The organism is Paenibacillus sp. FSL R5-0519 (assembly GCF_037974275.1).
Taxonomy (GTDB): domain Bacteria; phylum Bacillota; class Bacilli; order Paenibacillales; family Paenibacillaceae; genus Paenibacillus.
The window spans coordinates 2614494-2628609 of sequence record NZ_CP150234.1; the positions used below are offsets into that span (position 1 = coordinate 2614494).

At 37.5% G+C, this 14116-nt stretch carries 13 protein-coding genes; 12 read left to right on the plus strand and 1 reads right to left on the minus strand.

What is annotated here, in order from left to right; genetic code table 11:
* Nucleotides 1-236 precede the first annotated feature (236 nt).
* From terS to MKY73_RS12035, 7 genes are all read left to right on the plus strand, one after another.
* The gene (gene terS / locus MKY73_RS12005; protein ID WP_339307650.1) at nucleotides 237-965 is read left to right on the plus strand and encodes a phage terminase small subunit; all 729 of its coding nucleotides are present in this window, start codon (nucleotides 237-239) and stop codon (nucleotides 963-965) included.
* Between the two features lie 46 nt (nucleotides 966-1011).
* Nucleotides 1012-2412, plus strand: a complete 1401-nt coding sequence (locus MKY73_RS12010; RefSeq protein WP_339308563.1) for a DEAD/DEAH box helicase family protein — start codon at nucleotides 1012-1014, stop codon at nucleotides 2410-2412.
* Between the two features lie 138 nt (nucleotides 2413-2550).
* On the plus strand, nucleotides 2551-3558 hold the full coding sequence (locus tag MKY73_RS12015) for an ATP-binding protein (RefSeq protein WP_339307651.1): 1008 nt from the start codon (nucleotides 2551-2553) through the stop codon (nucleotides 3556-3558).
* Nucleotides 3559-3770: 212 nt separating this feature from the next.
* Nucleotides 3771-4193, plus strand: a complete 423-nt coding sequence (locus MKY73_RS12020; protein ID WP_339307652.1) for a hypothetical protein — start codon at nucleotides 3771-3773, stop codon at nucleotides 4191-4193.
* A 520-nt stretch (nucleotides 4194-4713) separates the two neighbouring features.
* Entirely contained in the window at nucleotides 4714-5352 is a 639-nt protein-coding gene (locus MKY73_RS12025; protein WP_339307654.1) for a hypothetical protein, read from the plus strand.
* 256 nt (nucleotides 5353-5608) lie between these two features.
* On the plus strand, nucleotides 5609-6142 hold the full coding sequence (locus MKY73_RS12030; RefSeq protein ID WP_339307656.1) for a hypothetical protein: 534 nt from the start codon (nucleotides 5609-5611) through the stop codon (nucleotides 6140-6142).
* 88 nt (nucleotides 6143-6230) lie between these two features.
* Nucleotides 6231-6410 carry a hypothetical protein gene (locus MKY73_RS12035; RefSeq protein WP_339307658.1) on the plus strand — a complete coding sequence of 60 codons (180 nt, stop codon included), beginning with the start codon at nucleotides 6231-6233 and terminating at the stop codon, nucleotides 6408-6410.
* Between the two features lie 604 nt (nucleotides 6411-7014).
* Here MKY73_RS12035 and MKY73_RS12040 read toward each other — a convergent pair.
* The gene (locus tag MKY73_RS12040) at nucleotides 7015-8736 is read right to left on the minus strand and encodes an AAA family ATPase (protein ID WP_339307659.1); all 1722 of its coding nucleotides are present in this window, start codon (nucleotides 8734-8736) and stop codon (nucleotides 7015-7017) included.
* Between the two features lie 1242 nt (nucleotides 8737-9978).
* Between MKY73_RS12040 and MKY73_RS12045 the strand changes: the two genes are divergently transcribed.
* The 5 genes from MKY73_RS12045 (at nucleotide 9979) to MKY73_RS12065 (ending at nucleotide 14072) form a co-directional block, all read left to right on the plus strand.
* Nucleotides 9979-10851 carry a putative phage abortive infection protein gene (locus MKY73_RS12045; RefSeq protein WP_339307661.1) on the plus strand — a complete coding sequence of 291 codons (873 nt, stop codon included), beginning with the start codon at nucleotides 9979-9981 and terminating at the stop codon, nucleotides 10849-10851.
* An 80-nt stretch (nucleotides 10852-10931) separates the two neighbouring features.
* Nucleotides 10932-11543 carry a restriction endonuclease gene (locus MKY73_RS12050; RefSeq protein WP_339307663.1) on the plus strand — a complete coding sequence of 204 codons (612 nt, stop codon included), beginning with the start codon at nucleotides 10932-10934 and terminating at the stop codon, nucleotides 11541-11543.
* Nucleotides 11544-11844: 301 nt separating this feature from the next.
* Complete coding sequence (locus MKY73_RS12055) at nucleotides 11845-12360, plus strand: hypothetical protein (RefSeq protein ID WP_339307665.1); 516 nt, start codon at nucleotides 11845-11847, stop codon at nucleotides 12358-12360.
* Nucleotides 12361-12455: 95 nt separating this feature from the next.
* Nucleotides 12456-12698, plus strand: coding sequence for a hypothetical protein (locus tag MKY73_RS12060; RefSeq protein WP_339307666.1), 243 nt, complete (start codon nucleotides 12456-12458; stop codon nucleotides 12696-12698).
* Between the two features lie 555 nt (nucleotides 12699-13253).
* Nucleotides 13254-14072 carry a hypothetical protein gene (locus tag MKY73_RS12065; RefSeq protein ID WP_339307668.1) on the plus strand — a complete coding sequence of 273 codons (819 nt, stop codon included), beginning with the start codon at nucleotides 13254-13256 and terminating at the stop codon, nucleotides 14070-14072.
* The last annotated feature ends 44 nt before the right edge of the window (nucleotides 14073-14116 follow it).

Here is a 14116-nt window from a genome sequence, read left to right on the forward strand (position 1 = left end):
AGTGCACTCATTTAAGCGAGGTGAGGACATTAGATGAAGAAACACGTTTTTTTATGCCCTAAATGAGTGAAACAGAATTACCTTTATGTTTCAGTCAACTTACATTATTTAGTGAATATGAGCACAGAACAACAGCCTGCGATTCAGACGGAGGCTTATTTTGATTCGTAACGTTTGACTATTACTGACCTTAAATAGGAATTCCAACTCAATTACATGAAAGTGGTGATAATTTTGTGAGCAGAAAGCAGAATCCGAATCGGAAGAAAGCCTTCAAAATCTGGAAAGATAGCGGCGGGGCGATGAAGCCGAAAGAGATTGCGGAAAAGTTGGGCATTACACCTGAATCAGTCCGGAAGTGGAAATCACTTGATCAATGGGAAGGAAAGATGGCGAATGCTAAGCCTGGTGCTCCTCGTGGCAACCAGAACGCTAAAGGTAATCGAGGTGGAAAAGGGGGACCTCTGGGCAATCAGAAAGCTGTTACACATGGATTGTTCCGTAAGTTCGAGCCGCAAGATCCTGAGTACCTTGAACTTATTGACATTGTTCAGCAAATGGAACCTATAGACATGATCTGGCATAACATCACTCAAGGATTCCGTAAGATCATTTGGGCGCAGCGAATCTTCTTCATCAAAGACAAAGAGGATATGACCAAAGAGTTGAAAAGGGAGAAACCAGGGGAGTATGGAGATGAATACGAATGGGAAATTCAATTCGCTTGGGATAAATATGCTAGTTTTATCAAGGCAGAGGCTACGGTCATGCGTGAGATCAGGGGAGCTATCAAACAATTCCTTGATATCGCGCCGCAGGAAGATGAGCGAAGGTTGAAACTGGATCAGATGCAGGCCAAAGTTGATAAAACCCGCCTTGAGATTGAGAAACTGAAGAACGGCGATGGAGATACCGAGGATGATCTGATCGAAGATTGGGTGAAGGCGGTGGAAACTGGTGAGTAAAGAGTCTCCACAAACTAAACGCAGATTTGCTGCATTCAAAAAGCGAATTCCTGAGTACCGGAAGAACCCGGTTCTTTTTTGCGTGGAATTGCTGAAATTCACTCCTGATGAGTGGCAAGCAGAAGTGATGATGGACATAGCTGGAGGTCCACGAGTGTCTGTGCGATCTGGACAAGGTGTGGGGAAGACTGGCCTTGAAGCTGCGGTGGCATTATGGTTCCTATCGTGTTTCCCGTTTCCGAAGGTTATCTGTACAGCTCCTACACGTCAGCAGCTACATGATGTACTTTGGGCAGAGATAAGTAAATGGCAAGAGAAGAGTCCTCTGCTCAAGCGAATACTTAAATGGACCAAAACGAAGATTTACATGCGAAATTATGAGGAGCGCTGGTTTGCTACAGCTCGGACAGCTACCAAGCCCGAGAACATGCAGGGTTTTCATGAAGATTACATGCTTTTCATTGTGGACGAAGCTTCAGGGGTTGAGGATCGGATCATGGAAGCGATCCTTGGTACACTCTCAGGCGAGTTCAACAAGCTGCTCATGTGTGGAAACCCAACACGAACCAGCGGTGTATTCTATGATTCTCACAACAGGGACCGGGCAGATTACAACACGCACAAAGTATCCTGTTTGAACAGTCCTCGGACAAGCAAAGAGAATATAGCTATGCTTGAGCGGAAGTATGGAAAAGGATCTGATGTATGGCGTGTCCGGGTTGAAGGTGAGTTCCCACGAGGGGAATCCGAAACATTTATTGCGTTGGAAGTTGCTGAATTCGCTGCCAAGGAAGTAAATCTTTCTCCAGTCGGTGACATCATGACGATTGGCTGTGACGTTGCTCGTTTTGGTGACGATGAGACGTCCATTTACGCAGGGATAGGGCCGGTAACAGTTGGACAGCATCATCATTTCAAGAAAGATACTATGGTCACTGCCGGCTGGGTTTTGAATTTGATAAGGGACTTGTTGCCACATTACCCGGAAGTTGTCCATACGAGAATCAGGATAGATGATACCGGCGTGGGTGGTGGAGTGACGGATCGACTGAATGAGATTATTGCCGAAGAAGGACTTCCTTATGAAGTAATTCCGATAAATAACGGATCATCCTCATTGGATGAACATTACGGAAATTTAGGCGCAGAAATGTGGGCATCCATTAAAGGACAATTGGAGCAGAACATGAGCAATTACATGAATGGAGATCCTTCTGTTTTACAATTACCTGACGATGATGTACTCACTGCTCAATTGACTACAAGAAAATGGTCAATGACCAGTAAGGGGAAGATACTCCTTGAAAGTAAGAAGGACATGAAAAAACGTGGTCTCAAGTCACCGGATAGAGCTGACGCGTATATTCTCACCTTTGGTGAATATTTGCTGGGATCACCTCAGTCTATTATGATTCCAACAATAAGTGGTGTGTCTATCAAGAGATAATAATTAATTGTTAATTTTTCGTATATTGAGTGGGTAGGGTCTTGTGGAATAGTCAGAATAATCAAATTAAAGGTTGGACTTCTTTCATAATTTCTTTTCTGATAATATCGGATATATACAAATGGGATGGTGAGTACTTTGGATAATGCACAGTTATTGTTTAAACAAATTGTTGAAGGTGGTTATAACGGGATAAAAAGTATGATCGGAACTTCAGAAGAGAATCTCTTTTTGGACTTCAAAAGAAAAACTAATCCTCTTTTGGATGGATTAAAGAGGGATGATAAGACCACATATGCTAAGGCATTATCTGGTTTTTCTAATGCCAGTGGCGGAGTTATTGTGTGGGGAATAGATGCAAGAAAAGAGGGGAATACGGGGCCAGATGTAGCTCGTGAAGAACAGCCAATAGCTGGGCTGAAAAGGTTCTTAACTGACCTGAATAGTCTAATAAGCGATGCTTTGGTTCCGGTTAATACGGGAGTCATCAATAGAGAGATATACATCAATGATGATCCAAAGAGTGACAAAGGGTTTATCGTCTCCTACGTCCCAGCAAGTGATCTTCCTCCCCATAGGGCAATGTGTACAGAAAATATTTATTACACCAGAGCGGGAGATAATTTTATAATGATGGAGCATTTTATGCTTGAAGATGCATTTGGAAGAAGAGTGAAACCTAAATTAGAGATCTATTGCAGAGTGGTTAGACATCGAACTAGTATTGTTAGTAATACTCCCTCATTTCATCTACTAATTGGAATAAAAAATAAAGGGAAATATATGGCGAATTATCCGGCTTTAAGAGTCAAAGCAGTATCAGGGTGTAAATACGCTATTGAGACTTCTTCTAGTAATATTATAAACATTAATCTTAACAATGTTTTACAAACTGAACAAAAGATACAAGAGTCCGGAATTTTCTTTGCAGGAGGAGTCAGTGACTGTATACACCCAAATACTTATCTGGAGGTAACTAGATTAAATCCGGAAAAAGAATGGTCTGATAGAGAATCATTGATAGGACTTGCAATGAGAGATGAAAAAATAATTTTTGAGTACAGCTTATACGCAGAAGGCTGTCCAGAAGAAACGGAGACTGTTGAAATTACTGCAGAAGAAATTATGGATTTATTGAGAATCTAATTATCCTCCATTGGAATTTAGACGTGATATATTTGTATTGTGAAAATCGGCGAGAATGAAACGCACACCTGCACATGCGGCATATGACCGGGGCGTTACTCTTCTCGCCTTTTTTGTTTCATTAAAGCAAACGACGAGGTGTTGTTCTGTATGAAGGTAATCTCTACCTGTTGTCGAAATAAGTAGTATCACATCAAGGGAGAGATGCCTAAATGCATTATGAACGCGATATATTAACAATTGACGAAGTATTTGAATTTGAAACCGAAGAGACAATGACTGTAATACGTGCTGTGAATTATGCACTAAGAGAAGGAGATAGTTTCTTTATCATTGCTCCTGGTGTGGATACATCTTATGTAGTAGAGGCGGTTGATTTGAATGATTATAGTTGTACCGTTATCTATGATGGAGGGAAAAGGGTTGATATAAAAGATGTGTTCCCTCTATTTTCGGTTGGTTCTTTGATCAGTATGTTATCATTTAATAATGAGTTTGATCTCCGAACTGCTGGACCTAAATGGATTGTGATCTTCGATGATAATCAAGAGTATGCCTCAGAAGAAAATGAGCTTCTTGTTACTTTCTTGTGGCATGTTCTGCTGGATTTATGTGCACGAGGGATGATAGGTTAATCTATTTTGATTATCTTTAATGAAATAGGGAGAAATTTAGAGGAAAAGCATGCATAATTCGAACTAATCAATCCTCATCAGTTTTTATGATCTTGACTATAAATTCTGCGTGTAAGTAAAAAGGTCTTGTTCTTCCTCTATAGTTACAAAGTACGTATGCATTTAAAGCAAAGAGCGCAGCGCATTTGCTGCGGACGGTACGGACACCAATCTTTTAGAAACCGTCACACGATTATCCAAAAGCGTCATTATATAGCCATAAAACGTATTTTGATTGGTCATTATCGTACATAACACAGCCAAAGTCGTTCCTTCAATGGATCAGCTTTTTTATTAGGAGAATTGAAGTGATCAGCAGCAGAAGACGAAAAAAGAAACGCATTCGCCCCAGTAAGCAACCTGAGAAATGTAAAGGTTGTTTATGGGCCAGATGGGATGGAGTGAAGCAGTTCTGTAGTAGACCTGTCTGCCCAAAAGAGGTAAAATATCCCTATCATATTTGACATGGAAGGGAATTTAGATGAGCGAAATTGATTATACTGGCTTGCTATTAATACCAGTAGCTACTGCACTCCTTACTACAGGAGCATTGTTAATTAAAGAATGGTTTCAAAGTAGCAATGCTACCAAAAGGGCTCTAACCGAGAAAAAGTTGGTTGAACTTTACAACCATTTGTACAGCACGGTTATTCGATACGAAGGAAGGTTGAGCATAAAATATAATAAAGAAGTCTATGATGTTGATCCGAACGGAAAAGAGATGTATAGGGAGATACCTGAGGCCGAAGATCCTGAAGTATGGGAAGAAGCTATCCAAAACGTCTCAAATGAAATTTATAATAAGATACATCTTTTAGAATATGATGATCTTGTTCTATGGCTTAAAGTTGAAAATGGTGCTCAAGAAGAATATGCACTGGAAGAACACTCTGTTAATAAAGCCCTGTCATATCGGAATTTTAGCAAAAATGTTAAGAAAAGCTATGGCCGATTATATAACGAATTCCATTTAAGCACCCGAAAAAGGAAGAAAGCGAGAATCAAAGATATAAAAATCAGTATAAAGAATTTAAAACGAAATCCGTTTCTTGAGAAAGACGAGCGTAAGAAACAGAAAAAGAAGTTAAAAAAAGAAATTAAAACTATCAAGAGAACGTAGCACCCACCGTGGTGCTTTTCCTTTTGCTCTCATATGACAGAATGTTAGTCGGTTTAAGCTTCTCAGCATGAGAACGTCCGTTTGCAAGGATCAAACCATTGAAGAGCGGAGAACACCGTCTGATTGCGCGTACGCACGAATATGAAGATCACCCAAACGTCGAAACCAACTCAACACAAATATTTATGTTCCTTCGCTCACATTTTGGAGGAAAAGGCTTGTTTTTGTTGAATTATTGTAGTTGAGGAGGGATTATATGGATATTCAAAATTATCTTGATTCATTAAACAGCTCTGGTAAACACCATCTCATTTTGGTTGTTGCTCCTAAAGGTGAATTTCCAACAGATATTATTGATCAAAAGTATTTGATGTTTGAGAAAAGCATTTTGAAAAATCCTAAATCTTATATAGGACTCTATGAAAATGAACTAGATGAGATTATGCAATTCACAGCATTTCGGATATTTTTAAAAGATGAAGTAACTGATCACTACAATCTCCCATATAGCACTGTTGAGGGAAAGAAACGCGCGACCTCAGAAGAAGTTCTGAATTTCTTTGTGGTTAAGGAATTTTATAATCATGTGCCTCATGGAAATAAAAGTGAGGAAGATGCAATAACCGAAGGGACAGAGTCTGGAAGGGAATTCCTGAAGAAGTACAATAATGATGAATACGAGTATGTTATCACTTCTTTGGGTAAGCACAGCAATGCTGCAAATGTATTGCTTGATATCAATTTCTCGTCCAACGAGGCTTATCACTTCGACAAGGTTTATATTTATTAAGAGCTACAACTGTAATATACAAAGATGAAGGACTGACCAAAAGGTTAGTTCTTTTTTTGTTGCCACATTACTACAGGAGGTAGAGAATATGAACATCAGAATCGTGCCAATTGATCAGATTAATGCAGCAGCCTACAACCCCCGTGTTGACCTTCAACCTGGTGATGTTGAATATGAGAAGCTTCGCCGCAGTATAGAGGAATTCGGTTATTTGGAGCCGATTGTCTGGAATGAACTCAGAGGGCATATGGTCGTCGGTCATCAGTGATACAAGAAAATACTCAATGAACAGTAAGGGTAAGATATTACTTGAAAGTAAAAAGAACATGAAGAAGCGCGGATTAAAATCACCGGACAGAGCTGACGCATATGTTCTCACATTCGGTGAATATTTGATGGGAACCCCTCAGTCTATTATGCTTCCAACAATAGGAGGTGTATCAATAAAAAGATAACAAGAAACTTTGAAATCATATTAAGAGGGAGGGCGATTATAAAGTAACTTGAATCTTCAATAAAACTGATCTGCTGCGGGCAAGACGGCAAACGCTACGATTCTTATAGAGAAACAGCGCTGGGTGTACAAAAGATAGGACTTCTATACACACCAGTTGGAAAGGGAGCAGCGGCTAATCAAAGACGAAGAAGCCCGTAAAGCCGTTGATTACAGATACATTCAAGGTTATTCACGCAAAGAAACGATACTCTTCTTCCGGCGCGCTCTCAGTGATAGTATAATCAAGCGCAAGATCGATGAGGGGCTGGAGAGTGTCGCAAATACCTTGAAGCTAATCGGCTTTTTTGAGCAAGATGATGCAGAATACTAAAAGAGAAGCTGACGATTAATCGTCAGCTTCTCTTTTTTTGCACTGTTATCCTTTAATGAAATCTTGCAGTTCGCTCTTAAAGAATTCAAATTTTTCTGGAGTGTTGTTTAACACTAATTTAGTCAGTTCCATTCCATGAACTATTTTATTGTAGTGTAAAGAGTAACTTTTGAATAAGCGTTCTAACACTTTACTTCCAACAACGTCTTTTAATACATCTGTAGAGCCTTTCCTATGGAATAATTTGTTGTCATCGGTTGATGATAATAAATGGTCGATTTTGCTCTTTATTCGATCTGGGTCTGTAGCAGCTATTGACGAATTTTGGTTAATGATCTCAGAAATTTCTTGGTAGCAGTCCAAAAAGTAGTTCTCGTACTCTCGTCGTCCCAAAATAATTATATGTTCCCCATAACTTTTTCTTAATTCGTTAAGTTTTTCATCAGTTTTCTCGTCCGCATCAATAATTATTTTGTAAGGTATTGGGCTCTTTGATATGCCACTTAGAACTAGGTCAAGTTTGTTTTTATACTCCCGCATAGCAGAATTCTTACTAAAATAATTACCAGTTCCCTTCATATTTAATATTCTGTAGTTATAACCGATTTGTTTTAAGCCGAAATGAGAGAGGATCATCGGAATTACAAGTTCCTCAGTTTGTCCTTCTACAAATATTAATTTATCAGATAAAGCGTAGTCACTGTTACTAACACCTATATCATGTAATAATTCTTGTATGTGCATTAATTGCGTGAAAGAACTGATCCCCTTATTTTTACTAACATGGTATAAATGTTTCTCTGAAGGATAATTAATTAGAATTGGTGAGTGAGTTGTAAAAATATACTGGTGCTCACCGATCTCATTTACTATATCATATATGGCTTTTTCTGCTGAAGGATGTAGAAATACTTGTGGCTCATCGAAAAGAATTACGCAGTTTCCTTTAGTGAATAAAACACATAAAAGCAAAAGAACATGAGTATACCCACTGCCACAATGATTTAAAGGAATCGCTGTATCTAAGCCGTCGAAGGTTATAGATATGAAAGTTTGTTCTAGTTCCTTGACAGGAGTGCTTATGGAGGTTACGTCAGTGAATATTTGAGTAAAAACATTCTTGATTCTATCAAAAGTTTTTTCATCGTTATTATGTAATGTGTAAAGAAAACCATTGAGGTTGGTACCATCAATATTTAATGTGCGATTTATTTTTGAAGCTTCAAACGAAGGTACATATCTTGAACCAATTATATAAACAATCTTTGTTCTGAGAAGAGAAATTAAATTATGAAGGAAAGCAAGATCTCTGGTCCCAAATAATCCGCTCTCACCGTATTTCGCAAAAAAATATTCTGATTGAGATCCCGACTGATCATAATTACTGTTTACGAAAATATCGAAAAAATCATCATTATAGTATCCTTGTATTTTTCCAAAAATCGTAATATTACTGTCAGCAAAATGCTTAAAGAATATTCGGAATCTCTCTGAATATCTTATTGTGTGTTCTGGATTAATAGAGTCAGATAATATACTAAATTCCTCGACTGAAAAATTCACTTCGATTACAAGTTCTGTTAGTAGTATGTTTGTGGGCTGTAATACATCTAGCTGACCATGCAAAACTCTATACAAAACCTCAATGAAAGCTGATTTACCAGTGTTGTTTTTACCTGCCAAAGCATTCATTTTGGCATGTAATTTGATCTCTTCTGAATCTTTGATGCTTTTGTAATTTTTAATATGTACACTAAGTATTTTCATTGTTATATCCCTCTATTCTTTATTTCTATATAAAATAACTATATCATTATAGTCTATCTTAGCATGTAATTAAGAGAGGGAATTATTGACCCGAACGTGAACCGAGTCTGAGCTCATTTTGAGACCATGTTGAAACTCACATGACTATATTATGAGCATAGAAAAAGGCGCGAATGAAAAGGTTGTGTATGGGGAAGATGGGATGGAGTGAAGTAGTTTTGCCCCAAACCTCCTGATTGTTGTGTTAGAAAGGAAAAACCCTTTTGATGGTCGAAATCTGTTAAAGATGATATCAAAAAGGGGGATTATACTTTGAGTGAACCTGAAAATAAAATGGAAGTTGATAGTCAGCTAATTGGTGATTTCAAAAAGGTTGCTTCAGAGATTGTATAGAGCTATGGTATCACAAAAAGTGGTATTTTTGAGATTCTCAAATCAAAGCAAGATCCAGAAATAAAAAAGTTATTGATTGAACACCTGAAAGATATAGATGATTCTCTTTATGATCATTTTGAAAGGATTAATTATGTTGGTGAAGGTATTAAAGCTTTAGAAAAAAAGGTGAATCATCAATACGAAAAACAAAATAAAAACATTAATAAATCTTTCAGTAGATTAGCAAATAAAATTAGCAAGAGTAATAACAAAATTTTATTAGAATAGGCGCCCGTTGTGGTGCTTTTTCTTTTGCTCTCATTTGACGAGATATGAGCCATTTTAAGCTTGATTAGGTGAGAACGTCCGTTTGCAGAGATCAGCCATTTAAGAGCGGAGAACAGGCATTGTGTGAGCCTACGCATGCATATGATTGTTACCCAAACGTTGAAACCAGCTCAACACAAATGAATAAAAGGATTGCAACAAGTACAGGTTATTGATGTACTAATAGGCACCTTTAGATACTTATGAGATTGCTTTCGAAAAGATAATCACTATCATGAATACTCTAAGACGGTATTTAACGGTTACTTTAGATAGTGACAAAGAACTTGTTTCTTTCCTACTGGCTGCTATTGATGAGTTTGATAAGGCTGGCGAAAGCTAAGAGATCTCGGGATAAGTTATGGCAATCCCAAACAGCAATACTTGCAGTTATAGGGTTCAAACAATTTGACATTAGAGTAGAAGGACTCTAGTTCTGCTTTGAATCTTGATAAGTTTTTGAGGTCATCTACATATTGGCCTATTATTTTAGTCTGTGTTTTGGTAATATTGGAAATAAAAAGAGGTGTAAGGCGTAAAATGAGAAAAACACTTTATAATTGGTTTATAGAACGAGTACCAGTTGATGTAGAGGGAAAGGCAAAGGTAACAGAGACAGAGGAAATAAAACTCTTAAATGTATTGTTGGCAGTTTTTATCGCTTGGTTTGTTGTCGGTGCAGCTCTTTTCTTTTATGAGGATCGTGGAACATTTGGGGATATGTTTGGTTCGATAAACACAATTTTTTCTGGATTTGCTTTTGGCGGTATCATATATACTATATATCAGCAAAGAGCTGAGTTCAGATTGCAACGTGAGGAACTTCGTCTTCAGAGAGAAGAGGTTGCTAAGACAAATGAAGCTATGACCGAACAAATAAAAGCAGCAAATATCCAAAGATTTGAGAGTACTTTTTTTCAACTTATAAGCTTACATAACGAGATTGTTAGAGACATTAAGAGACAGGAAAGGGAAAGCTTCAGCCAATTAAGAAATGGTTTGATTGAAATGGCAGAAATGGAGAAAAACCAACTTTACGGTTCAAAAGATGCAAATAGTCTAAACGAATCAGAACAACTTATAGTAATAAGTTATGCCTGTGAAAGATACTTTAGATATTATGAGCCTAAACTGGGAGCTTATCTTAGAAATTTATATAATTTATTACGCATGGTTGAGAAAAATGAATGGATAAAAGAGCTCGAGCAAGAAAAAGAATACACAAGAATAATTCGTTCCCAGTTGTCCGCTAATGAGCAGATCATACTTTTCTATAATTGTTTCCAAACGAAAGGCAGAAAGTTTAAGTATTTTGCTGATAGATATGATCTTTTTGACAATATGGTAGAGGATCTGCTTCTACATCCCTCACACTATGGATTTTACAACAAGGTAAAACTACCAGAAGAGTAAATCCTATTAATTAGCGTTTTTTGAAAATATCTGGCGTCTAATTATTTTTTACTACAATATACAAGCTTGGGGGAAGAATTATGGCAGGAAGGAAAAGTAAGGCGAAACAGGAAGAAGAGCTATTCCAAGGGTTAGCTGGTATGGCAATGCTGGGAGGTATTGTAGGGACGTATTCTTTAACAAAATCTTGGCAAGCATCACTCGTCGTTGGATTTCTTGGGGTTGTTGGTATTATTATTTTGATGGTTATCATCCAACAGAAGCGAGCCGAAAGACTTAAGAGGTCAGGAATAGCCGAAATTGATAAAATGGATGGAGTGCAATTTGAGCACTATCTTGGACATCTGTTTCGTTCGCAAGGGTTCAAGGCAGAAGTTACAAAAGCTGCAGGTGATTATGGCGCCGACCTGGTTATATCCAAAGATGGGAAGCGAATCGTCGTGCAAGCTAAAAGGTATAAGAAGAATGTTGGTTTAAAAGCTGTTCAAGAAGTCCAAGGAGCTAAGGCACATTACAGAGCAAATGGAGCATGGGTTGTTACAAATAGCAACTATACTGAACAGGCATATCAACTCGCTAAATCAAATGGGGTAAGGCTGATCGCTCGGGATGAACTGGTTGAGATGTTGCTTGTTATGAAAGAGAAATTATCTGCCACAAAGAAAACGGCAAATGTAAAGACGATTGCCTGAGATTAATAACGAGGAAATGCAAGTGAATCATTTTCTACCGTTTCGAAAGTACTTTAAGAACAAAAAAACAATATTATACATATCACAGCTAAAGTCGTTCCTTCGGGATCGGCTTTTTTATGGGGGGGGATTTAAGTGATCAGCAGATGACGGAAGAAGCATCGTGTTGGTCCCGATAAGCAGCTGGAGAAGCGCAAATATTGTGTATGGGATATGGGATTAAGTATAGCTGTCTTGTAGTGGACCCGCTTGTTTAAAAGTAGTAAAATATTCCTGATACAAATACAAAGGGGGAGTTACTTTGGAAAATGAAATTATTATCAATGGATTGAAATTTATAGTTCAGACATACAACCTTACAAAGGAGAAAAATGACTCAGGCAGCGATTTAGCTAAACTCGAAATAGAATTTTCAACTAGTAAAGAACAGAAGCATAAAGTACTAGAAGTATTAAAACCACAAGATAACATTATCACTATTCCTGAAAAAGAGCTTGCTTTTAGGGCCAATAGACCAAAAATGAGTCACCGATTTATTGATTCTGAGGAAAAGGTGGAATTTTCAGTTACCTTTCTTGAGATCGATTCTGTTCAAAAAAATACAATCATGAATGAAGTTGTAGCTCAATTAACAACATCTTCAATTCAAAGTGTAGTAGAGGTTACTAAGAAAAGAATAGCTTTGGAAGAAGTTCTGATAGATAAAGGTGTTTTTACAAAGGAAGAATTAGATGCAAAGTATCAGATGGTGGACAGCCGTGATCATCAAGAAATTAGTGAGTATCTGATGCGTCATTATTTAAATGCTCTCAAGTAGGAGATTCAATGAAGGTGCTCAAAGTGGAGCCTTTTCATTTGGAGGAATAATAATCCTGATGTCGAATTATGATGTTATAAGGAGGTATATTAGTTATGGTTACCGTTCATGCAACGCTTCAAGAAGCAAATGGAAATATAGCAGAAACCAGCGGTAATGTTTTTGAACTAGACGAGGCTCAAGTGACTGCCTTGCTCAACTCGGATATTGTTACATACCCGCGTGATGGCGGCAATGGGTGGAGGACATCCGTAAAAACAAGAATTATTGAAAAGCATTTTTCTTTGTTTGATAAGAATCAACCCTCATGGCAGATAGTTTTCAAAGTGATTGAATAAGCATCCTTCGAGGCGCTTTTCTTCTGTTATATGCAGGGAATGGTGATTTGATGTAGAAATATATCAAAGAAACTCATTTTCTGTGGAAAGAAGTGGTATTTTGGAGAAACTAGTATTAAGCTATAAGAATGACAAAGGGTTATGTCCAAATTGTAATGAGAAACTTAAATATGAGGAAGAGTGGGATAGACTTTTTGATTCCTATGATGTAAATACGCCTCAGATGATTATGGTTGTTCAAAGACTGTATAATGAAGACGTACCAAAATACACTTGTAGTAACTGTACTGCATCAATATATGTCAGACCATAGCACCCATTGTGGTGCTTTTTCTTTATTCTTCATCCTTCATATGACATAATATGAGCCGTTTTAAGCTTTATTCAGCGAGAATGTATTTGCAGGGATCAACCCGTTCAAGAGCGGAGAAGAGGCGCTGAGTGAGCGTATCCACGAATATGAAGCTAGTTCAGAAGTTGAAACCAACTCAATTTAAATAAGGATATTTTTGTTTATTTGTAGTAAAATGATTACAAAAATTAGGAGTTGGTATAGTGAGCACGTTTACTCAGAAGGAAGTCAAAAGAGCCATCAGAGATTTTGAAGTTATTGCGACTTCTTTACTTAATGCTTCTTCGACTCATTTTTCAGCTAGAGTCACTCAATTTATTGATTTTATAGAAAGGAACCTTGTTATTAACTCAGTCCTAGGAGAATACCTTAATCTCCCAATAAAAATTGAAGATATTGAATCGGATGAATCTGGGTGGTTACAGGTTTCTCTGCCTTCTGAGATGGACTATCAGATCGCATACATTTTACAGACTCTTGTATCTTTTAGACGGGATGAGAATGCTGTAATTAACTACACATTCCATCTATATAAAAATAAAGGTATTGATTATAATATTCAATTATTTAATGAGGATATGTTGCAACCGATTGTACGGGAGATTTTTAATAGGTTAGAGGATTTAGTTGAAGACGAAGTTGAGGGGAAGGATAATATCCCGAGTTCCTCCTTATCTATTACACATATTGGAGATATTATCGCACATACAGGTAGTAATATTGCAGTAGGCAAGAACATAACTCAAAATTTGAAAACAGGTGACATACGAACTGAAATCATAGATAAGCTCAAGGAACAAGGTGCTATTCCTGAAGATAAGATATCTGAAGTAGAGCCAATAATTGCTGAGATTGAAGAGGTGTTAAGTGATGAGAGTAACCCTAATTCCGGAAAATTAAAAGATTTAGTTGGGAAAGTATACAACCTTGGAAAAAACGCTGCTTTAACTGTATTTAAGGATACTATAAAAGATCCACGCTGGTCTTCAGCTATCGCAGATTTCTTCCTTGGAGGAAACTAAGATAAAAAGTTGCGATACTATAAATAGTTGTTGACTTATCAGCA